This is a genomic window from Bosea sp. 29B (genome assembly GCF_902506165.1).
GTDB lineage: Bacteria > Pseudomonadota > Alphaproteobacteria > Rhizobiales > Beijerinckiaceae > Allobosea.
The window spans coordinates 2,026,625-2,044,493 of the sequence record NZ_LR733817.1 but is presented as its reverse complement, the minus strand read 5'-3'; the positions used below and the strand labels follow the sequence as shown (position 1 = coordinate 2,044,493).

At 66.9% G+C, this 17,869-nt stretch carries 23 protein-coding genes; 9 read left to right on the top strand and 14 right to left on the bottom strand.

Going from position 1 to position 17,869, the window contains the following annotated elements; all coding sequences use genetic code 11:
• The first annotated feature begins 12 nt into the window (after positions 1–12).
• The 3 genes from GV161_RS09990 (at position 13) to GV161_RS09980 (ending at position 2,132) form a co-directional block, all read left to right on the top strand.
• Positions 13–579 carry a LemA family protein gene (locus tag GV161_RS09990; protein WP_244623918.1) on the top strand — a complete coding sequence of 189 codons (567 nt, stop codon included), beginning with the start codon at positions 13–15 and terminating at the stop codon, positions 577–579.
• Between the two features lie 127 nt (positions 580–706).
• Positions 707–1,522: a TPM domain-containing protein gene (locus tag GV161_RS09985; RefSeq protein ID WP_152012646.1), complete on the top strand. Its 816-nt coding sequence runs from the start codon at positions 707–709 to the stop codon at positions 1,520–1,522.
• Position 1,523: 1 nt separating this feature from the next.
• Entirely contained in the window at positions 1,524–2,132 is a 609-nt protein-coding gene (locus GV161_RS09980; RefSeq protein ID WP_152012645.1) for a hypothetical protein, read from the top strand.
• A 4-nt stretch (positions 2,133–2,136) separates the two neighbouring features.
• On the opposite strand, the gene GV161_RS09975 is transcribed toward GV161_RS09980, so the two are convergent.
• The 11 genes from GV161_RS09975 to acnA form a co-directional block, all read right to left on the bottom strand.
• Positions 2,137–2,889: a DUF1223 domain-containing protein gene (locus GV161_RS09975; RefSeq protein WP_152012644.1), complete on the bottom strand. Its 753-nt coding sequence runs from the start codon at positions 2,887–2,889 to the stop codon at positions 2,137–2,139.
• 68 nt (positions 2,890–2,957) lie between these two features.
• Entirely contained in the window at positions 2,958–3,941 is a 984-nt protein-coding gene (locus GV161_RS09970) for a lipid A biosynthesis lauroyl acyltransferase (protein ID WP_152012676.1), read from the bottom strand.
• A 105-nt stretch (positions 3,942–4,046) separates the two neighbouring features.
• The gene (locus GV161_RS09965; RefSeq protein ID WP_152012643.1) at positions 4,047–5,069 is read right to left on the bottom strand and encodes a zinc-binding dehydrogenase; all 1,023 of its coding nucleotides are present in this window, start codon (positions 5,067–5,069) and stop codon (positions 4,047–4,049) included.
• A 17-nt stretch (positions 5,070–5,086) separates the two neighbouring features.
• Positions 5,087–5,371, bottom strand: a complete 285-nt coding sequence (locus GV161_RS09960; protein WP_152012642.1) for a type II toxin-antitoxin system RelE/ParE family toxin — start codon at positions 5,369–5,371, stop codon at positions 5,087–5,089.
• Positions 5,368–5,616: a ribbon-helix-helix protein, CopG family gene (locus GV161_RS09955; RefSeq protein ID WP_152012641.1), complete on the bottom strand. Its 249-nt coding sequence runs from the start codon at positions 5,614–5,616 to the stop codon at positions 5,368–5,370. Before GV161_RS09955 ends, GV161_RS09960 begins: the two co-directional genes overlap by 4 nt.
• Before the next feature lie 99 nt (positions 5,617–5,715).
• The gene (locus GV161_RS09950; RefSeq protein WP_152012640.1) at positions 5,716–6,462 is read right to left on the bottom strand and encodes an SDR family oxidoreductase; all 747 of its coding nucleotides are present in this window, start codon (positions 6,460–6,462) and stop codon (positions 5,716–5,718) included.
• Entirely contained in the window at positions 6,459–7,742 is a 1,284-nt protein-coding gene (locus GV161_RS09945; RefSeq protein ID WP_152012639.1) for a beta-ketoacyl-ACP synthase, read from the bottom strand. Before GV161_RS09945 ends, GV161_RS09950 begins: the two co-directional genes overlap by 4 nt.
• An 11-nt stretch (positions 7,743–7,753) precedes the next feature.
• On the bottom strand, positions 7,754–8,884 hold the full coding sequence (locus GV161_RS09940) for a beta-ketoacyl-ACP synthase (protein WP_152012638.1): 1,131 nt from the start codon (positions 8,882–8,884) through the stop codon (positions 7,754–7,756).
• Between the two features lies 1 nt (position 8,885).
• Complete coding sequence (locus GV161_RS09935) at positions 8,886–9,347, bottom strand: 3-hydroxyacyl-ACP dehydratase FabZ family protein (protein ID WP_152012637.1); 462 nt, start codon at positions 9,345–9,347, stop codon at positions 8,886–8,888.
• 90 nt (positions 9,348–9,437) lie between these two features.
• Positions 9,438–9,719, bottom strand: a complete 282-nt coding sequence (locus tag GV161_RS09930; protein ID WP_057191987.1) for an acyl carrier protein — start codon at positions 9,717–9,719, stop codon at positions 9,438–9,440.
• 191 nt (positions 9,720–9,910) lie between these two features.
• Positions 9,911–12,622 (bottom strand): aconitate hydratase AcnA, encoded by a 2,712-nt coding sequence (gene acnA / locus GV161_RS09925; protein ID WP_152012636.1) that lies wholly within the window; start codon positions 12,620–12,622, stop codon positions 9,911–9,913.
• Positions 12,623–12,891: 269 nt separating this feature from the next.
• Between acnA and ccmA the strand changes: the two genes are divergently transcribed.
• Together ccmA and ccmB are read left to right on the top strand one after the other, a co-directional pair.
• Positions 12,892–13,479, top strand: coding sequence for a heme ABC exporter ATP-binding protein CcmA (gene ccmA / locus GV161_RS09920; protein ID WP_152012675.1), 588 nt, complete (start codon positions 12,892–12,894; stop codon positions 13,477–13,479).
• Complete coding sequence (ccmB, locus tag GV161_RS09915; protein WP_152012635.1) at positions 13,476–14,141, top strand: heme exporter protein CcmB; 666 nt, start codon at positions 13,476–13,478, stop codon at positions 14,139–14,141. Before ccmA ends, ccmB begins: the two co-directional genes overlap by 4 nt.
• A 10-nt stretch (positions 14,142–14,151) precedes the next feature.
• On the opposite strand, the gene GV161_RS09910 is transcribed toward ccmB, so the two are convergent.
• On the bottom strand, positions 14,152–14,373 hold the full coding sequence (locus GV161_RS09910; protein WP_152012634.1) for a hypothetical protein: 222 nt from the start codon (positions 14,371–14,373) through the stop codon (positions 14,152–14,154).
• 205 nt (positions 14,374–14,578) lie between these two features.
• Here GV161_RS09910 and GV161_RS09905 point away from each other — a divergent pair, with 205 nt between their 5' ends.
• The 4 genes from GV161_RS09905 (at position 14,579) to GV161_RS09890 (ending at position 16,451) form a co-directional block, all read left to right on the top strand.
• Positions 14,579–14,821, top strand: a complete 243-nt coding sequence (locus GV161_RS09905) for a hypothetical protein (protein ID WP_152012633.1) — start codon at positions 14,579–14,581, stop codon at positions 14,819–14,821.
• A gap of 108 nt (positions 14,822–14,929) precedes the next feature.
• Positions 14,930–15,688, top strand: coding sequence for a heme ABC transporter permease (locus tag GV161_RS09900; RefSeq protein ID WP_152012674.1), 759 nt, complete (start codon positions 14,930–14,932; stop codon positions 15,686–15,688).
• Positions 15,688–15,858: a heme exporter protein CcmD gene (gene ccmD / locus GV161_RS09895; protein WP_152012632.1), complete on the top strand. Its 171-nt coding sequence runs from the start codon at positions 15,688–15,690 to the stop codon at positions 15,856–15,858. Before GV161_RS09900 ends, ccmD begins: the two co-directional genes overlap by 1 nt.
• Positions 15,855–16,451, top strand: coding sequence for a DsbE family thiol:disulfide interchange protein (locus tag GV161_RS09890; protein WP_152012631.1), 597 nt, complete (start codon positions 15,855–15,857; stop codon positions 16,449–16,451). The genes ccmD and GV161_RS09890 overlap by 4 nt, the downstream gene beginning before the upstream one ends.
• A gap of 117 nt (positions 16,452–16,568) precedes the next feature.
• Here GV161_RS09890 and purQ read toward each other — a convergent pair whose 3' ends face one another.
• Together purQ and GV161_RS09880 are read right to left on the bottom strand one after the other, a co-directional pair.
• The gene (gene purQ / locus GV161_RS09885; protein ID WP_152012630.1) at positions 16,569–17,264 is read right to left on the bottom strand and encodes a phosphoribosylformylglycinamidine synthase subunit PurQ; all 696 of its coding nucleotides are present in this window, start codon (positions 17,262–17,264) and stop codon (positions 16,569–16,571) included.
• Positions 17,265–17,278: 14 nt separating this feature from the next.
• Positions 17,279–17,866, bottom strand: a complete 588-nt coding sequence (locus GV161_RS09880) for a hypothetical protein (RefSeq protein ID WP_152012629.1) — start codon at positions 17,864–17,866, stop codon at positions 17,279–17,281.
• Positions 17,867–17,869 lie beyond the last annotated feature (3 nt).

The window sequence follows — 17,869 nt, the reverse complement described above, 5'->3', positions numbered from 1 at the left end:
CGTCCCCTCGTCATGCTGCTGATCGGGCTGTTCGGCCTGGTTCTGGCAGGCTGCGGCTACAACAACGTGCCGACGCTCGAGGAGAAGGCCAAGGCGTCCTGGGGCGAGGTGCAGAACCAGTATCAGCGCCGGGCCGACCTGATCTCCAATTTGGTCGAGACGGTGAAGGGCTATGCCCAGCAGGAGCGCGAGGTCCTGACTCAGGTGATCGAGGCGCGCGCCAAGGCGACGCAGGTCAAGGTCGACGCCTCCACGATCACCGACCCCGCCAAGTTCAAGGAATACCAGGACGCGCAGAACCAGCTCAGCGGCGCGCTCGGGCGCCTGATGGTGACGGTCGAGCGCTATCCCGAGCTGAAGTCGAACCAGAACTTCCTGGCATTGCAGTCGCAGCTCGAAGGCACCGAGAACCGCGTCGCGGTCGCCCGGCGCGACTACATCCAGGCGGTGCAGGCCTTCAATACGGAGATCCGGACCTTCCCCGGAGTGATCTGGGCCCGTCTGTTCTGGGGCGCCAAGCCGATGGAGAGCTTCTCGGCGACGGCAGGAGCCGAACGGCCGCCGGCGGTGAAGTTCTGAGCGACCTCCAGCGTGCAGGCACTCTATCTCGAAGAGGCGCGGGGAACCTCTCTCCCGGATGGGAGAAGAGTTCCTCGATGATGTCTCGCCTGCTTTCGTTTAGTGGCGAATCGGCCCGAGGCTGGTCATGACCAAGACGCTCGTCCGCCCGCTCGCGATCCTGTTCGTCTTCCTGCTCTTTCCCCTTCTCGCTGCGGCCGCCGAGCCGAACTATCCGGCGCTGACCGGCCGCATCGTCGACAACTCGAACCTCCTGAATGCCGAGGCCTTCAGCCGGATCGAGCAGAAGCTCAGGGCGCATGAGGAGAAGACCAGCGACCAGGTCGTGGTCGCGACCCTGCCCTCGCTGCAGGGCTATCCGATCGAGGAGTTCGCCAACGGCCTGTTCCGGGCCTGGAAGCTCGGCGACAAGGCGAAGAACAATGGCGTCCTGTTCATCGTCGCGCCGAACGAGCGCAAGGTGCGCATCGAGGTCGGCTATGGGCTGGAAGGGGCGCTGACCGACGCGCTCTCGAAGGTGATCATCACGACCGCGGTCGCGCCCAAGTTCAAGAACGGCGATTTCGCCGGGGGGATCGAGGGCGGCGTCGATGCGATCCTCTCGATCCTGGCCGGCGATGCCGAGGAATGGCAGCGGCGGGCCCAGATCCGCAGCGATGAATCCTCCTGGGTCGAGACCGCCGCGGTGATTTTCGTCATGATCATGGTGTTCATCCTGATCGTGAGCTTCATGCGCGAGCTCGGCCGCTCCTCCGGCGGGGCACGCCGGCACCGGACGCGGGATGGGCGCTGGATCGTCCTGCCGCCCTCCGGCGGCTCAGGCTGGAGCGGCGGGTCCTCCTCGGGCGGCTGGGGCTCGGGTTGGGGAGGTGGCTCGAGCTCGGGCGGTTTCTCTGGCGGCGGCGGCTCGTCCGGCGGTGGCGGGGCTTCGGGGGATTGGTGAGATGCTGAATTCCGATGATCGCGACGCCATCGCCGAAGCGGTGCGCGAAGCCGAGCGGCAGACCTCCGGCGAGATCGTCGTGGTCGTCGACCGGGCTGCCGGCAGCTATGTCGCGGTGCCGCTGGTGCTGGCGCTGGCGCTCTCCCTGTTCGTGCCCTGGCCGTTCCTGCTGCTGACGACGTTGAGCGCGGCGAGCATCTTCCTGACCCAGTTGATCGCCGCGGCGCTGCTGCTCGCGACGCTGCTCTGGTATGGCCGCGGCGGGCGCTTCGTGCCCGGTTTCGTCAAGCGCCGGCAGGCGCATGAGACGGCGCTGCGCGAGTTCACGGCGCGCGGGCTGACGCTGACGCGGGGGCGCACCGGCGTGCTGCTCTATATCGCCGTGCAGGAGCGCTATGCCGAGGTGGTCGCCGATGCCGGTATCTCGGCCAAGGTCGATGGCGAGGCCTGGCAGAAGATCGTAGAGCCCTTGCTGGCGGCCGCGGCGCAAGATGCGTTGCGCGAGGGCCTGATCGCAGCGGTGCGCGATGTCGGCGCCGTGCTCGCGGCCCATGCGCCACCGGCAGCCGACGATGTCGACGAGCTGCCGAACAAAGTGGTGATTCTGTAGCGAATTACTTCGCCGGACCGCGCGCGGCGCCGAGGATCATACTCTGCCGGGCGTAGAGATCGCCCTGGACCAGCACGACGTAAGAATCGGCCTTCGCGGCGGAGCGGACGGTCTCCAGCGGAACGCTCAAGGTCGCAGCCTGCCCATTCCATTCGCCGATCCGGCTGATACCGCGCACGACATTGGCATAGGTCACGGTCTTGCCGCTGTTCTCGCCGCGTTCGATCGGAACACTGGCGGTTCGGCTGACCTGCAGCAGCCAGACCACGGCCGGTTTCTCGCTGGTGAAAGGCGCTTGGCCCAAGCCGACACGCAGTGCGCCATCCGCCTCGGAAAGGTCGACCTTGACCGGGAAGCCGTCCTTGCCCTGCTCCTGGACGAGCTTGTCGATGCCGCCCTTGTCGGAGCCGACGATATGGGCAGCGCCGTTGACCACGGCCTGGGGTGTGTAGATCTGGCCGTCGCCGCGCGCCTTGGCGTAAAGCTTCTGGCGCTTGCTGAAGACCTCCTGGCCGAGCGTGTCCTTCCAGCCGAGATAGTCCCAGTAGGTCACCGGCAGGGTCAGGGTGATCAGCTTGGGGTCCTTGGCGAGCTCGGTGAAGAGCGCGTCCGCCGCGGGGCAGGACGAGCAGCCCTGGCTGGTGAAAAGCTCGACCACCGCCTGCGGTCGCACCGCCGGCTGCTGAGCATGCGCCGGGGCACCTGCGAGGAGCAGGAGAGCAGCGGCAGCAGCGATGTTGCTGATCTGGCGGACCATCATTCGAACTCGACGCCTGTATAGAAGCAGGCGGTTACCAAAAGCGCTACTCTCCACTCAATTGGAAATCACGTTGCCTTGAAAACAGGCTTCTGCGGCGCCTGATCGCGAAAACGTGCCAGGGCCTCAGCGCTGATCAGGTTTGGGCGCCAGCGCCGGTGCATCCAGAGCCACTGCTCAGGATATTCCCGGACCCAGCCATCGACCACGGCGGTCATCATCGCCATGGCGCCGGTGACGTCGATCTCGCCATTGGCATCGCGCGGCAGGTCGAGCGGCGGCGTCAACTCGATGCGGAAGCGCCGGTTCGGCAGGCGGATGACGCGCACGCCGTGGACCGGGCATTCGAAGCGGCGAGCGAACTTGCCGAGGATCGGGTTGGTCAGCGCTGGCCGGCCGAGGAAAGGCACGACCACGCCGCGGGTGAAATGCTGGTCGATCAGCATGCCGAGATGGCCGCCATTCTCGAGCACGCCCTGCATGGCGAAGGCGGCGCCCTGCTTGGCGGCGGCGAGCCCACCCATCGCGCCGGAGCGGATCTCGTGGACAACCGCGGCGATGGCCGGATCGTTCGGCGCACGGAAGACGGCGGTGGTGTCGAGATCGTAGGTCGCCGCGCAGATCGCAGGCAGTTCCCAGTTGGCGAGATGCGTCGAGAAGATCAGGCCTGGCCTGTCGTCGTCCTTCAGCGCGATGAAATGCTCGATGCCGACGACCTCGATCCGGCCGTTCGGATCGGGGTTGTGGTAGTCGTAATCGAACAGCGTCTTGAGATGGGCGTATTCGGCGACAGTGCGGCCGAGATTCTCCCAGCCACCGCGGACGATGCGCCGTGCCTCGGCATCGGCGATACCCGGGAAGGCGGCACGGACATTGGCATAGGCGACGCGGTTGACCGGGATCAGGGGGCTAACGCTGCGCATGAGCCAGCCGCCGAAATCGGAGGCGCGCTCCGGCCCGAGTGCGCGCAGGAAGGCGTAGATCGTGCGGATAAGCCCGATCATCAGCGCAGCGCCGATGCGCGTCGCAAATTGCTTCAGCTGCCTCAAAATCCCAGCCCGGTCCGTCGGCGCAGCATCCGGGAAGGACCTCGCCATTGCGGCGCGACTTGCGGGATTGCGGCCGGCGCGTCAAGTCGCGCCGGCTCAAAGGGTCGCTCAGAGCGTGACGATGACCTTGCCGAAGACCTTGCGGCCTTCGATCCGGGCGAGGCCCTGCTCGAACTGCGCCAGCGGGAAGACCGAATCGATCACCGGCTTCATGCCTGCAGCCATCTTCTCCAGCGATTGCGCGATGTTCTCGATCCGGCAGCCAAAGGAGCCGGTGATGCGGTATTGCTGCTGGAAGAGCTGCATCAGGTTCATCGTCGTCGAGGCGCCCGAGGTCGCGCCGCAGGTGACGAGGCGGCCACCGCGCTTCAGGCAGAGCAGCGAGCCGTTCCAGGTGTCGGCGCCGACATGCTCGAAGACGACGTCGACGCCCTTGCGCTTGGTCAGCTGGCGGACCTCGCCCTCGAAGCGCTCGGTCTTGTAGTTGACGACGAAATCGGCGCCGAGCGCCTTGGCCTTCGCGCCCTTCTCGTCGTCGCCGACGGTGGTGTAGACGGTGCAGCCGATCGCCTTGGCCATCAGGATAGCCGCCGTGCCGATGCCGGAGCCGCCGGCATGGACCAGGACCGACTCGCCCGGCTCCAGCTTCGCATTGTCGAACAGCATGTGCTGGACCGTGCCGAAGCCGATCGGCGCGCAGGCGGCGTCCTCGAAGGAGACGCCTTTCGGTGCCTTGATCACCAGGCGCTCGGGCCGGTTGATCAGCTCGCGGGCAAAGCCGTCGATATGGAAGCCCATGATCCCGGCGACGTTCTCGCAGAGATTGTCGCGGCCCTCGCGGCAGGCCTTGCAATGGCCGCAGGTCTCGGCGCCGTACATCGTCACGGTATCGCCCTCGCGGAAGCGCGAGACGCCCTCGCCGACCGCGACGACCTCGCCGGCCGCCTCGACGCCGGCCGCCTGCGGCATCTTGCGCTTGGCGAAGGCCATGCCGCGGAAACCCCAGAGGTCGAGATAGTTCAGGCCGACGGCGCGAACGCGGATCTGGACCTCGCCGGGAGCAGGCGGTGGCGGCGGTTCGATCTGTTCGAGGCGGAGGTCGCGGTCGCCATGGAGCTGGAGCGAGAGCATGAGGAATTCGAACCTTATCAGAGCTGACCCGGCCATTGCCGGGAGGTGTGAATGACGGCGAGGATTTCGATGGCGTCTCGATGCAAGCGGTACGGCAGGATATAGGCGGTGCCGGTGATCACGAGTTCACGCGTACCGTCGATACGTCCCGGCCGGCCACTCGCAGGATGGTGCAAGAGCTGCTGCGGCGCCGCACGAATGGTCTGCACCATCGCGAGCGCGGCATGCGGATTGAATTGCGTCAGGTATCGCGCCGCATCGCGTAGGTTGCGCTGAGCGCGCGGCGTCCAGACGATCTTCATGGTCGGTCGATCTTCGCCCGGATTTCAGCCTCGATAGCGTCGAGGTCGGCCTCGCTGACGAATTCACCGCGATCGGCTTCCGCCAGACCGGCCTTGATCTGCTCGATCTGCCAAGCGTTGAGCTCGACATAGTTCTCGATCGCCTTGGCGGCGAGCCAGTTGCGCGAGCGGTCGGTGTCCGCCGCCAGCGCATCAAGCTTGGCGAGCGTCTCGTCGTCGAGGCGGATGGTGAAGGCTGCCGTCATGCTGGTTCACTCCGGTTCACAGTGAACATAGGCGGTTCGCAGCGCAGCGCCAAGCGCCGTGCGTTTACCATGTTTCACGTGAAGCGTTGGAGCGCGCCCTTAGCGATGCACGCCGAGATGGGCGGTCAGGCCACCATCGATCGGGAGGACCGTGCCGGTGATGTAGGCGGCCGGCGGGCTCATCAGGAAGGCGGCGAGGCCCGCGACCTCCTCCGGTCTGGCGAAGCGGCCGGCCGGGATCTGGCTTTCCATCTTGTCGCGATAGGCGGCGTAGGGCGCCATCATGTCGGTATCGACGAAGCCCGGCGCGATCACGTTGACGGTGACGCCGCGCTTACCGGTCTCGACCGCGAGCGTCTTGGCATAGGAGATCAGCGCCCCCTTGGACGCGGCATAGGCGGCATTGCCGGGGTTGCCGCGCAGCGCCGCGACAGAGCCGATCGCGACGATGCGGCCGGCCTTGGCGCGGATCATGCCGCGCATCAGGCTCTTGGCGAGGCGTGTGAAGGCCCAGAAATTGACCTGCATCGCCGCCTCGGCCTTGTCCTGAACCAGCATGGCGGCGAGCGTGTCATAAGGCTGGCCGGCATTGTGGACGAGGCCGAACCAGGCCTCGCCCTCGCACTGCTCGCAGAAGGCGTCGAGCGCGGCCTTGTCGGAGAGATCGAGCGACAAGGCGCGCACGCTGCGGCCGGGCGCGGCCTCCGCGATCTCGGCAGCGAGCGCCTGCGCCTGCTCACCCGAGGAGCGATAGGTGAAGTCGACATCGTGGCCATCGGCCACGAGCGCCCGCACGATCGCGGCGCCGACGCCCTTGGCGCCGCCGGTGACGAGAACCCTGGTCATGCTGCGTCCGGTCCCGCCGTCAGGACGAGGCAGGTGTTCTGGCCGCCGAAGCCGAAGGAGTTCGACAGAACGGTCCGGACCTTGGCGTCGCGGGCCTCGTTCGGAATGACGTCGAGCGCGATCGCCGGATCGGGCGTGCTGTAGTTGATCGTCGGCGGTATCCGGCCATTGGCGATGGTCATGAGCGAGATCACCGCCTCGACCGCACCGGCCGCGGTCAGCGTATGGCCGAGCATCGACTTGTTCGAGGAGATCGGGAGATTCGCCATGCGCTCGCCGAAGACGGCGGAGCAGCTCATCGCCTCCATCTTGTCGTTCTCCGGCGTCGAGGTGCCGTGCGCGTTGATGTAGTCGACATCATCAGGGGTGAGTCCGGCGTCGGCCAGGGCATCCTGCATGGCGAGGATCGCCGGTTTGCCGTCCGGGCTCGAGCGGGTGCGGTGGAAGCCGTCACCGCGCTCGCCGCAGCCGGCGACGATGCCGAGGATGGTGGCGCCGCGCGCCAGGGCGTGGTCGTAATCCTCCAGCACCAGCGCGCCGGCGCCCTCGCCCATGACGAAGCCGTCACGGTTCTTGGAAAACGGCTTGGCGGAGGCCTCCGGCGGATCGTTCTGGGTCGAGAGGGCCGAGAGCAGCGAGAAGCGGATCAGCGCCTCGGCATGGACCGAGCCGTCGGTGCCGATGCAGAGCGCGGCCTCGGTCTCGCCTCGACGGATCGCCTCGACGCCCATCTGGATCGCGGTCGCGCCCGAGGAGCAGGCGGTCGAGAGCGAGATCGGCGAACCCTTGGTGCCGAATTTCTCGGCGATGTGCTCGGCGACGCCGCCGAACAGGAAGAGCTCGTGCATCGCCTGGTGCTTGTGGCGGGCGGCGACGCGCAGCAGCGCGTCGTAATCGGGATCGCCCTCGACGGCCTGCGCCAGTTCCTGCTTCTGCGGCCATTCCATCTCGACCGGCGGCACCGCCATGAAGAGTTCGCCGGGGAAATCACCGGCGGCGCCGAGGCCGCTCTGCACCACCGCTTCCTCGGCGGCGAGGGTGGCGAGCTTCTCGGAGAGCTCGGGGGCGGCAAAGGAGCCATCGAACAGGAAGTCGACGGTCGCGGCGATGGTGGTGCGCAGGCCTTCCGTCGGGAAGCGCTCGATCCGGTGGATGCCGGAGCGGCCCGCGGTCAGGGCCTCCCAATTGGCGTCCTTGCCCTGGCCGAGCGAGGTGACGATGCCGAGGCCGGTGACGGCGACGATCGGCCGGCCCTGGCTGTCGCGATGGTTTGCACCCATGACGCCTCTCCTTAAGCCTTGACCAGACGGGCGGCGCCTTCGCCGCGCCAATGCGCGGCGCCGGTGACGATCGCCTCATTCGCCGCGCCGGTCGAGAGCGCGGACGCGGCGAGCGCGACCGAGACCGGGAAGGCGGCTTCGATGGAATGGCCGACGAGGTCGCCGGTGGCGATGCGGCGCGCCTTCGGGGCGGCCTTGGCGATGGCAGCGGCTTCTTCGTCGGTGATTTCGGCGCAGCCGGTCGCAGCTGAGATCGCCAGCACGTTGGCGCCGATCGGGCCGAAGCCGGAGAGCAGTTCGTCTAGTGCCTTGGCGACCGAGCCGGGCTGGCGGCGGCTGCGATGAGCGCCGGCATGGCTGAGGCGCGCATGCGCCCTGGCGCCGCGCGCCGCGGCGCGCTCGGCTGATTCCAGCACGAGGAAGGCGCCGGCGCTGCCGGTGATCATGCCGGGCGCCTCGCTGCGAGCGAAGACCGGTGCGAAATCGGTGGAGCGCAGGAAGCCGCCGAGCTCGAACAGCAGCAGCATGTCGCGGCGCTCGGCATTGTAGGCGCCGCCGACGAGGATAATGTCGGCCTGGCCGGCCGCGATCCGGGCCTGAGCGGTGCGGATCGCGTCGACGCCGGCCTGCTCCTCGCCCATCAGCGTGCGCGAGGCGCCGGTGATGCCGTGGACGATGCCGATATTGCCGGCGAGCAGGTTGGAAAGCTGGGCCAGGAACAAGGTTGGCCTGAGATCACCCATCAGCCGTTCGTTGAGGAAGGCGCCGGGCTGGTTGGCGTTGCGCAGGCCGGCCAGCACGGCGGCGTCGACGGCATGGTCGCGCTCGCCGCCGCCGGCGGCGACGATGACCTGGAGCTGGCTCTTGGCCTCGGTGTCGTCCTTCAACCCGGCATCGTCGAGGGCGAGGCCCGCAGCATAGACGCCGAGGCGCTGCCAGGGCTCCATCTGGCGCTGGTCGGACTTCTTCGGGATCTGCTTGTCGAGCTCGAGCGGCTTCAGCGGATGCAGCGGGTAGGGCGCGAAGCTCTGGGTGTCGACGACGGGAGCGGCATTGGAGGCGAGCGCCTGCGCATGCGCCTCGATGCCCTCGCCGAGGCTGGAGGCAAGGCCGATGCCGGTGATGACGACGTCGCGGGCCATGTCAGGCTGCCTCCGGGGAGAGGCCGATGGCGGTGATGCGGCTTTGCATCAGCGTGCGCATATCGGCGGGGAAGGGCATCAGGCGGAAGCGCAGTTCGGCATCGCAGATCGGCTTGCCGGCAATGGCGATCTTCGCCTTCGTGGCTGCGTAGCCGGAGCCCTCGTGGACGAGTTCGGCGCTGACGTCGAGCACTGCGTTCGGTTCGACGAAAGTGCGGAAGCGCGCCTTGTCGACCATCATCAGGAAAGGCATCTGCGTCAGGCCGTTGAGCCCGAGCAGAAGATAGCCGGAGGCCTGCGCCATGGTTTCGGTGAGCAGGACGCCGGGAACGAGCGGGTGGCCGGGGAAATGGCCCTCGAAGACCGGGCTTGTCGCCGGAACGGTCGAGCGGGTCAGGATCCGCTTGGCCGCCGGATCGAAACTCTCGACCTTGTCGATCATGTCGAAATATTCGAGGCGCATGCGGTTTCAACCCGTCTCGCCGCGATCGGGGTCGGGCCCCGCTTGCGGCGTCTTAACGTCCAGCGATGGCCCTGGCGGGCCGGGATGCGCTCAGGCGGCCTTGGCGGCGACGAGGTCGTCGATGCGCTTGCACAGGTTCTCGAGCACGAAATACTGCTCGGCCGGCGCTTTGCCCTCGTTGACCTCCTGGGTCCACTGCTCCAGCGGCAGCTTGATGCCGAAGGCCTTGTCGATCGCGAAAGCGATGTCGAGGAAGGCGAGGGAGTCGATGCCGAGATCTTCGATCGCGTGGCTTTGGGGCGTGATCTTCTCGCGAGGAATGTCGCAAGTTTCCGAAATGATGCCGGCGACCGTCTCGAACGTGGCGGACATGCGGGTGCTCCCGTCTTGGATGATGATGGCGGATGGCGTCCGGGCGCGTTCGCCCCGCGCCTGCCCCAAGCCCCCCGCCGAGGATGGCTGTGACCGCCCCCTTACACCTGCGTGCAGGATAGGACAACCGTCACGACCAAAGAGAGACGCCCGGCTTTTGGCCGGGCGTCCAGTATTATCGTCGCCGAGCCTTAAGCGGCGATGCCGCGCAGCACGTAATGCAGGATGCCGGCGTTCTTGAAGTAGTCGAGCTCGTCCAGCGTATCGATGCGGCAGAGGATCGGAACCTTCTTCACCTTGCCGTCGGCATAGGTGATCTCGGCTTCGAGCATCTGGCGCGGCTTGACGGTGGCGAGGCCCTTGATCGTCACGCTCTCGTCGCCCTTGAGGCCGAGCGAGGCCCAGCTGGTGCCGTCCTGCAGGGTGAACGGCACCACGCCCATGCCGACCAGGTTCGAGCGGTGGATGCGCTCGAAGCTCTGGGCGATCACGGCCTTGACGCCGAGCAGGTTGGTGCCCTTGGCGGCCCAGTCACGCGAGGAGCCGTTGCCGTATTCGACACCGGCGAAGATCACCAGCGGCACCTTCTCGGCCTGGTAGCGCATCGCCGCATCGTAGATCGGCAGCTCTTCCTTGCTGGGATAGTGGATGGTGTAGCCGCCTTCGCGCCCGTTCGGACCCATCATGTGGTTGCGGATGCGGATATTGGCGAAGGTGCCGCGCATCATCACCTCATGATTGCCGCGGCGCGTGCCGTACTGGTTGAAGTCGGCGACGGCGACGCCATGCTCGGTGAGATAGGCGCCGGCCGGCGAAGCCGCCTTGATCGAACCGGCCGGCGAGATGTGGTCGGTGGTGATCTTGTCGCCGAACAGGCCGAGGATGCGGGCGCCGACGACGTCGGTGACCGGAACCGGCTGCTTGCCCATGCCGCGGAAATAGGGCGGGTTCTGCACATAGGTCGACTTGTCGTCCCAGGCATAGGTCTGGCCGGTCGGCGCCTTGACCTTCTGCCAGTTGGCGTCGCCCTTGAAGACATCCGCATATTTCGCCTTGAAGATCGCCTTGGTGACGTTCTTGGCGATGAAGGCCTGGATCTCCTTGTTGGAGGGCCAGATGTCCTTGAGGTAGACCGGCTTGCCGTCCTTGCCCATGCCGAGCGGCTCGGTGGTCAGGTCGATCTGCACCGAACCTGCCAGCGCATAGGCGACGACCAGCGGCGGCGAGGCCAGGTAGTTCGCCTGCACGTCCGGCGAGACACGGCCCTCGAAGTTACGGTTGCCCGAGATGACGGCGCCGGCGATCAGGCCCTGATCGTTGATCGCCTTCGAGATCGGGCCCGGCAGCGGGCCGGAATTGCCGATGCAGGTGGTGCAGCCGAAGCCGACCAGGTTGAAGCCGAGCTTGTCGAGGTCCTTCTGCAGGCCGGCCTTGGCGAGATACTCGGCCACGACCTGCGAGCCCGGCGCCAGCGAGGTCTTGACCCAGGGCTTGACCTTGAGGCCCTTGGCCACGGCATTGCGGGCGAGCAGGCCGGCGGCCATCAGCACCGAGGGGTTCGAGGTGTTGGTGCAGGAGGTGATGGCGGCGATGACGACGTCGCCATGGCCGAGATCGAACTTCTCACCCTCGACCTTGACGCGGCGGGAAAGCTCGCCGCCCTTCTTGTAGTCGGTATCCATCGCGGCGGCGAAGCCGCTCTTGATCGCGCCGAGATCGGCGCGGCCTTCGGGACGCTTCGGGCCGGCCATCGAGGCCTGGACGGTATTCAGGTCGAGCTCGAGCGTGTCGGTGAAGACCGGATCGGGCGTCGAGCGGGTCGCGAACAACCCCTGGGCCTTCGCATACTTCTCGACCAGGGCGACGCGGGCAGCCTTGCGGCTGGTGGTCTCCAGATAGTTCAGCGTCTCGGCATCGACCGGGAAGAAGCCGCAGGTGGCGCCGTATTCCGGGCCCATATTGGCGATCGTCGCGCGGTCGGCCAGCGTCAGGTTGTAGAGGCCGGGGCCGAAGAACTCGACGAACTTGCCGACGACGCCCTTCTTGCGCAGCATCTGCGTGACCGTCAGCACGAGGTCGGTCGCGGTGATGCCTTCCTTGAGCTTGCCGGTGAGCTTGAAGCCGATCACCTCGGGCAGCAGCATCGACTGCGGCTGGCCGAGCATGGCGGCCTCAGCCTCGATGCCACCGACGCCCCAGCCGAGGACGGCGAGGCCATTGACCATGGTGGTGTGCGAATCGGTGCCGACCACGGTGTCGGGATAGGCGACCTCGACCGTTTCGGTCTTCTTGCCCTTCTTCACCTTCTCCTTCGCCGTCCAGACGGTCTGGGCGAGGTATTCCAGGTTGACCTGGTGGCAGATGCCGGTGCCGGGCGGCACCACGCGGAAATTGTCGAAGGCGCCCTGGCCCCATTTCAGGAAGCGGTAGCGCTCGCCATTGCGCTGGTATTCGAGATCGACGTTCTGCTTGAAGGCCTTGGGCGAGCCGAACTCGTCGACGATGACGGAGTGGTCGATGACGAGGTCGACCGGCACCAGCGGGTTGATCTTCTTGGGGTCGCCGCCGAGCGCAACGACGCCGTCACGCATCGCGGCGAGGTCGACTACCGCCGGCACGCCGGTAAAGTCCTGCATCAGCACGCGGGCTGGGCGGAAGCCGATCTCCTTGCCGGCCTTGCCCTTGTCGTCGAGCCAGCCGACGAAAGCCTCGATATCGGCCTTGGTGACCGAGCGGCCATCCTCGAAGCGCAGCAGGTTCTCGAGCAGCACCTTCATCGAGAAGGGCAGCTTCGAAATGCCGGCGAGGCCGTTTTTCTCGGCAGCCTTGAGAGAGTAATAGACGTATTTCTTCGTGCCGACGGTCAGCGTCTTGCGGCACTTGAATGAATCGAGCGAGGCCATTTTGGCTTACATCCTGATCAAGGGGTTGCGGTCACGAGCCGAATCCCTCCTTGCGGATGAATCCGGTCGAAGGCCTGTTGCGCATGACGCGCACGCCGCCCCGGGAGTGCCCGAGCCCCGCGCCGGATCGGCGTGCGGCGTAGCCACGGGTTCTATAGATCAATTCCAAGAAGCTCGCTACAGGCTCGATATGCGTCGGATGAAGAGCTAATGACGCTTCGGAAGACAGGCTCGGCGTGACGCAGATTCCATTCCAGAGATTCGCCCTGATGGCCGAGGGGCTCGCTTGCCGCCGCGGCGGGCGCGCGATCTTCGATGGTGTCGGATTCCTCCTGGAAAATGGCACGGCGATCGCGCTCACCGGCCGCAATGGCGCCGGTAAGTCGAGCCTGATCGCCATGTTGAGCGGGCGGCTGCGCCCCGAGGCTGGCGCGATCAAGCTCGACGGTCTCGACGATACCCCGTTGGCGGAGGCCGCCCATCTCGTCGGCCACCGCGACGGCCTCAAGACCGCGTTGACGGCGGCGGAGAACCTGCGTTTCGCGCAGGATTTGCTGGGGCAGCCCGGACTCACCCCGACCGAGGCGCTCGCGACGGTCGGCCTGCCGCATGCCGGGCCTCTGCCGGTCGGCTATCTTTCGGCCGGGCAGCGCCGGCGCGTGGCATTGGCGCGCCTCCTGGTGGCGGCGCGGCCGATCTGGCTGCTGGACGAGCCGATGGCAGCGCTCGACACCAGTTCGCAGGCGATGCTGTCACAGCTTATGCAAGCGCATCTGGCGGCGGGCGGCGCGATCCTGGCGGCGACCCACGGCCCGCTCGGCCTCGAGGGCGCGCGCGAACTCAGGATCGGCCCGTGACCGGCGCCTTCCTCGCCATCCTCCGGCGCGATCTCGCCTTGGCTGTCCGGGCTGGCGGTGGCGGCGAGCTCGCGCTCGTCTTCTTCCTCACCGTGGTCGTGCTGATCCCGTTCGCGCTCGGGCCCGACCTCAACCTGTTGTCACGGATCGGGCCGGCCATCCTCTGGCTGGGGGCGCTGCTGGCGACGCTGATCGGGCTCGACCGGCTGTTCCAGGCCGATGAGGAGGACGGTTCGCTCGATTTGATCCGCAGCGCGCCGCTACCGCTGGAACTCGCCGTGTTCGCCAAGGCGCTGGCGCATTGGCTGACGACAGGGCTGCCGCTGACCTTGGCCGCGCCGCTGCTTGGCCTGCTCGTCGCGCTGCCGGCGGAGAGCGTGCTGCCGCTGACGGCGAGCCTCGCGCTCGGCACGCCGGCGCTGAGCTTCATCGGTGCGGCGGCCGCGGCGTTGACGGCCAGTTTGCGCCGCGGCGGGTTGATCCTGCCGATCCTGGTCGCGCCGCTCTGCGTGCCCGTGCTGATCTTCGGTGTTTCGGCTTCCGACGCGGCACGCGGGCCGATGCCACTGCAGAGCCCATTGCTGATACTGGCGGCGCTGTCACTGATGGCCGCGGCAGTGGGTTGCATCGCCGCGGCGGCGGCGCTGCGCCAGCCGGACTGACAACTCCGACCTAAGAGAAGTTACCCCGGTCGAGTTCCAGCGCGCAGCCAGATTGTGCTGCGAGATGCGCGACGACGGCAGCGATATCCTCGAGCGCGACATTGTCGTCGATGAAGCGGAGCTGCACCTCTTCGGCCACGCCGAAGACGTTGACGATCCGCGATTCACCGGCCTTCGAACGCAGCGTCGTTTCGATGGCGCGCCGCATGGGATCGGAAAGCGTGATGAGCATGACAATCCCTCCTGCGCTGAGGGTTAGCCGAAAGCTGTGTGGGAATCAAATAAAAAGTTGAATAACATCAAATAGTTAGCAACTTACGCCGAAAGCGTTTACGTGGCATGACGCTAAGGTACCGCGGGTTACGCCTCCCCTTGCGAATGAGTCGCTTGCGTCTATATCATCACTTACTCATTTTTAGCGCGATGGGGAGCGCGCCATGTCGGATCTGGAACGCGGCGAACGGCTGCAGATCATGCTGAGCGCGGATGAACTCCGCGCCGTCGAGAACTGGCGCTTCGACAAGCGCATGCCGAGCCGTGCGGCTGCGGTGCGCGAGCTGCTGCGCCGAGGCCTGCAGGCTGAGGGGTTTGCCGTCGCCGCCGAAGGCGCGCGTTCCGGTAGTTTTGGCGTTCTCGATGGCGACGAGCGTGAGGCAGAGAGCGCTCCCGAGAAAGACTAGCGCGGCGGGCGGCCTCATCGTCGCAGGGACGGCTCATCGATTGTGAGCCGGGCCGGCGATTGCTACATGCTCTCTGGTCGAAAGAAGAGCAGAGTCGGCCACCACTTCATGGCGAGCCTTACCGAACTGGCCAACCCGGCGCGCTTCATGCGCCTGTCGAGCGTCTTGTTGCCCTGGCTCGCGGGGGCTGCGGCGCTGCTGCTCGCGATCGGCTTCTATCTCGTCTGGTTCGTCGCCCCGTCCGACTACCAGCAGGGTGAGACGATTCGGATCATGTACATCCATGTGCCGGCCGCCTGGCTGGCGCTGATGTTCTATTCGATGATGACGCTGTCGGCGCTTGGCGTCCTGGTCTGGCGCCATCCGCTCGCCGATGTCGCCCAGCAGGCGGCGGCGCCGATCGGCGCCTGCTTCGCGCTGATCTGCCTGCTCACCGGCTCGTTCTGGGGCAAGCCGATGTGGGGTACCTACTGGGTCTGGGATGCGCGCCTGACCTCGATGCTGGTGCTGTTCCTGCTCTATCTCGGCCTGATCGCACTGCGCCGCGCCATCGACGAGCCCTCGCGGGCCGGCCGGGCCGTCGCGATCCTGACGCTGGTCGGCTGCGTCAACATCCCGATCATCAAGTTCTCGGTCGACTGGTGGAGCACCCTGCACCAGCCGGCCTCGGTGCTGCGGCTGGGCGGGCCGACCATCCATTCCTCGATGCTCTGGCCGCTGGTGATCACCGCTGTCGGCTTCACGCTGCTGGCGCTGGCGCTGCATTGCGCCGCGATGCAGGCCGAGATTCTGCGCCGGCGGGTCCGGACGCTGACGATCTTCGAGGCCGAGCGGCTCGACCGGCTCTCGCTCCAGGCGGCGCAATGATGGATCTGCTCGGACCCCATGCCGGCTTCATCCTTGCCGCCTATCTGGCGGCGGCTGTGATCCTCGGCGGTCTCGCGGCAGCGATCCTGCTCGATCGGCGCGCGCAGAGGCGCGCACTCGCGGCGCTGGAAGAGCGCGGCGCCGGCCGTCGTGGCGGAGCGTCGTCATGAGCGAAGCGTCCGTTTCACCGCCGCGACGTTCGCCTTGGCTTTATGCGATGCCGCTGCTGATGTTCGCGGCTTTGGCGGCGGTGTTCGCCAAGGGGCTGTTCTCGGGGGATGCCAGCAAGGTGCCCTCGGCCCTGATCGGCAAGATGGCTCCGGCGGTCACATTGGCGCCGCTCGAAGGCTTGCAGCGCGACGGCCAGCCGGTTCCCAGCTTCGGCATGGCCGATCTGGCGAAAGGCAAGGCGACGATCGTCAACGTCTTCGCCAGCTGGTGCGCGCCCTGCCGGGTCGAGCATCCCTTCCTCGTCGCCATGGCTGATTCGGCCGCGGTGAAGCAGGGCAAGGTCCAGCTTGTCGGCTTCAACTACAAGGACGAGGCCGAGAACGCCCGCCGCTTCCTCGGCGCGCTCGGCAATCCCTATTCTGCTGTCGGTGCCGATCGTGCCGGCCGCGCCGCGATCGACTGGGGCGTCTACGGCGTACCCGAGACCTTCCTGATCGGGCCGGACGGGCGCATTCTCGACAAGCATGTCGGCCCGCTCGACGGGCAGGCGGCGTCACGCATGCTGGCGAAGGCGGCGGCGCTGGTGAAGTGACGCGCATGAGCGCGTCATGGTCGGGTCAGGCCCGACCATCTCAGGAGAAGAGGGCGCCTTTTCCGGGATGAGATTCTCGGGTCTGCGCTTCGCTCCGCCCGAGAATGACGCTCTTTGTCACGCCGCCTTCTTGCCGCCGACCAGGCTTTCGAACATGCCGCGACCGTCGGTGCCGCCGACGAGGCCGTCGATCAGGTTCTCCGGATGCGGCATCAGGCCGAGCACATTGCGGCCGGGCGAATAGATGCCGGCGATGCCGTTGAGGGAGCCGTTCGGATTGGCGGTCGTCGTGACGTTGCCTTCAGCATCGGAGTAACGGAAGGCGACGAGCCCCTCGCCTTCGAGCCGGGCCAGCGTCTCGGGATCGCAGATATAGTTGCCCTCGCCATGGGCGATGCAGACATCGATCGTCTGGCCCTTGGCATAGGCCGAGGTGAAGGCGGTGTCGTTGCGCTCGACCTTGAGGTGCTGGCGCTTGCAGACGAATTTCAGATCGGCGTTGCGGGCCAGCACGCCCGGCAGCAGACCGGCCTCACAGGCGATCTGGAAGCCGTTGCAGATGCCGAGCACGAGGCCGCCGCGCGCCGCATGGGCCCGCGTCGCGTCCATGATGTGGGCGCGCCCGGCGATGGCGCCGCAGCGCAGATAATCGCCATAGGAGAAGCCGCCGGGCAGGACGACGAGGTCGGTCCCGGCCGGCAGCTCATGGTCGCTATGCCAGACATGGTCGACCGTGGCGCCCGCCTGGCGCAGGGCCTTGGCGACGTCGCCGTCGCGATTCGAGCCGGGGAAGGTGATGACGGCGGCGCGCATGGGATGGCCCTTTCCTATCGACGGCTGGCGTTACGGCGCGGACCGCCATCGACGATCTCGACCGCTCTGAGGAACTCGTCGAGATGGCGGCCGGTGGCCGCCTCGTTCTGCGAGACCGACAGGATGTTGAAGGCAAGCGAGCCGGCAAATACCGAGGTCGAGCTGCCGAACTCCGTCTTGCCGTCACGCTGTTTGGTGTAGGCGAAGCTGAAGGAAGGGAAGCCCTTGGTGGTTCCGGTGCGCGGCTGAGCCGTGATGGTTGCGCCCTCCTGTGCCGCCTTGTCGGCAACGCGCTGCGCCAGATCGAGGAGCGCCTGCGGGTCGGGTTTGCGTGTCGGGCTGTTGAGGCGAGCGTATACCACCCATGAGGGGGCCGGGCAGGCCAATGGCCGGCACACGAAGGCGGTGCGTGCCGCGCTCAGTGTGTCGAGGCCGCGGCTCTGCCATTTCTCGCGATCGAAGTTCTGGAGGCGGAGCCGGGTTTCGCCAGCCTTGATCGGTGTGTCGAACTCTCCTTCGGCCAGGCGCCGCGGCTTGGTGGCAGTCGTCTGGCAGGCGCCCAGGGTGAGCGCGAGCAGGGCAGCGAGGCCGATCTTGAGCATGGT

What these genes read in the sequence shown, in the direction of transcription:
- ccmD (WP_152012632.1), top strand. Translation starts at nt 15,688, where the DNA reads ATGGATCTGCTCGGACCCCATGCCGGCTTCATCCTTGCCGCCTATCTG.
- GV161_RS09980 (WP_152012645.1), top strand. Translation starts at nt 1,524, where the DNA reads ATGCTGAATTCCGATGATCGCGACGCCATCGCCGAAGCGGTGCGCGAA.
- GV161_RS09950 (WP_152012640.1), bottom strand. Translation starts at nt 6,462, where the DNA reads ATGACCAGGGTTCTCGTCACCGGCGGCGCCAAGGGCGTCGGCGCCGCG.
- GV161_RS09930 (WP_057191987.1), bottom strand. Translation starts at nt 9,719, where the DNA reads ATGTCCGCCACGTTCGAGACGGTCGCCGGCATCATTTCGGAAACTTGC.
- GV161_RS09880 (WP_152012629.1), bottom strand. Translation starts at nt 17,866, where the DNA reads ATGCTCAAGATCGGCCTCGCTGCCCTGCTCGCGCTCACCCTGGGCGCC.
- GV161_RS09985 (WP_152012646.1), top strand. Translation starts at nt 707, where the DNA reads ATGACCAAGACGCTCGTCCGCCCGCTCGCGATCCTGTTCGTCTTCCTG.
- GV161_RS09910 (WP_152012634.1), bottom strand. Translation starts at nt 14,373, where the DNA reads ATGCTCATCACGCTTTCCGATCCCATGCGGCGCGCCATCGAAACGACG.
- GV161_RS09890 (WP_152012631.1), top strand. Translation starts at nt 15,855, where the DNA reads ATGAGCGAAGCGTCCGTTTCACCGCCGCGACGTTCGCCTTGGCTTTAT.
- GV161_RS09935 (WP_152012637.1), bottom strand. Translation starts at nt 9,347, where the DNA reads ATGCGCCTCGAATATTTCGACATGATCGACAAGGTCGAGAGTTTCGAT.
- GV161_RS09905 (WP_152012633.1), top strand. Translation starts at nt 14,579, where the DNA reads ATGTCGGATCTGGAACGCGGCGAACGGCTGCAGATCATGCTGAGCGCG.
- GV161_RS09990 (WP_244623918.1), top strand. Translation starts at nt 13, where the DNA reads ATGCTGCTGATCGGGCTGTTCGGCCTGGTTCTGGCAGGCTGCGGCTAC.
- GV161_RS09965 (WP_152012643.1), bottom strand. Translation starts at nt 5,069, where the DNA reads ATGCTCTCGCTCCAGCTCCATGGCGACCGCGACCTCCGCCTCGAACAG.
- GV161_RS09955 (WP_152012641.1), bottom strand. Translation starts at nt 5,616, where the DNA reads ATGACGGCAGCCTTCACCATCCGCCTCGACGACGAGACGCTCGCCAAG.
- acnA (WP_152012636.1), bottom strand. Translation starts at nt 12,622, where the DNA reads ATGGCCTCGCTCGATTCATTCAAGTGCCGCAAGACGCTGACCGTCGGC.
- GV161_RS09940 (WP_152012638.1), bottom strand. Translation starts at nt 8,884, where the DNA reads ATGGCCCGCGACGTCGTCATCACCGGCATCGGCCTTGCCTCCAGCCTC.
- ccmA (WP_152012675.1), top strand. Translation starts at nt 12,892, where the DNA reads ATGGCCGAGGGGCTCGCTTGCCGCCGCGGCGGGCGCGCGATCTTCGAT.
- purQ (WP_152012630.1), bottom strand. Translation starts at nt 17,264, where the DNA reads ATGCGCGCCGCCGTCATCACCTTCCCCGGCTCGAATCGCGACGGCGAC.
- GV161_RS09945 (WP_152012639.1), bottom strand. Translation starts at nt 7,742, where the DNA reads ATGGGTGCAAACCATCGCGACAGCCAGGGCCGGCCGATCGTCGCCGTC.
- GV161_RS09975 (WP_152012644.1), bottom strand. Translation starts at nt 2,889, where the DNA reads ATGGTCCGCCAGATCAGCAACATCGCTGCTGCCGCTGCTCTCCTGCTC.
- GV161_RS09900 (WP_152012674.1), top strand. Translation starts at nt 14,930, where the DNA reads ATGGCGAGCCTTACCGAACTGGCCAACCCGGCGCGCTTCATGCGCCTG.
- GV161_RS09960 (WP_152012642.1), bottom strand. Translation starts at nt 5,371, where the DNA reads ATGAAGATCGTCTGGACGCCGCGCGCTCAGCGCAACCTACGCGATGCG.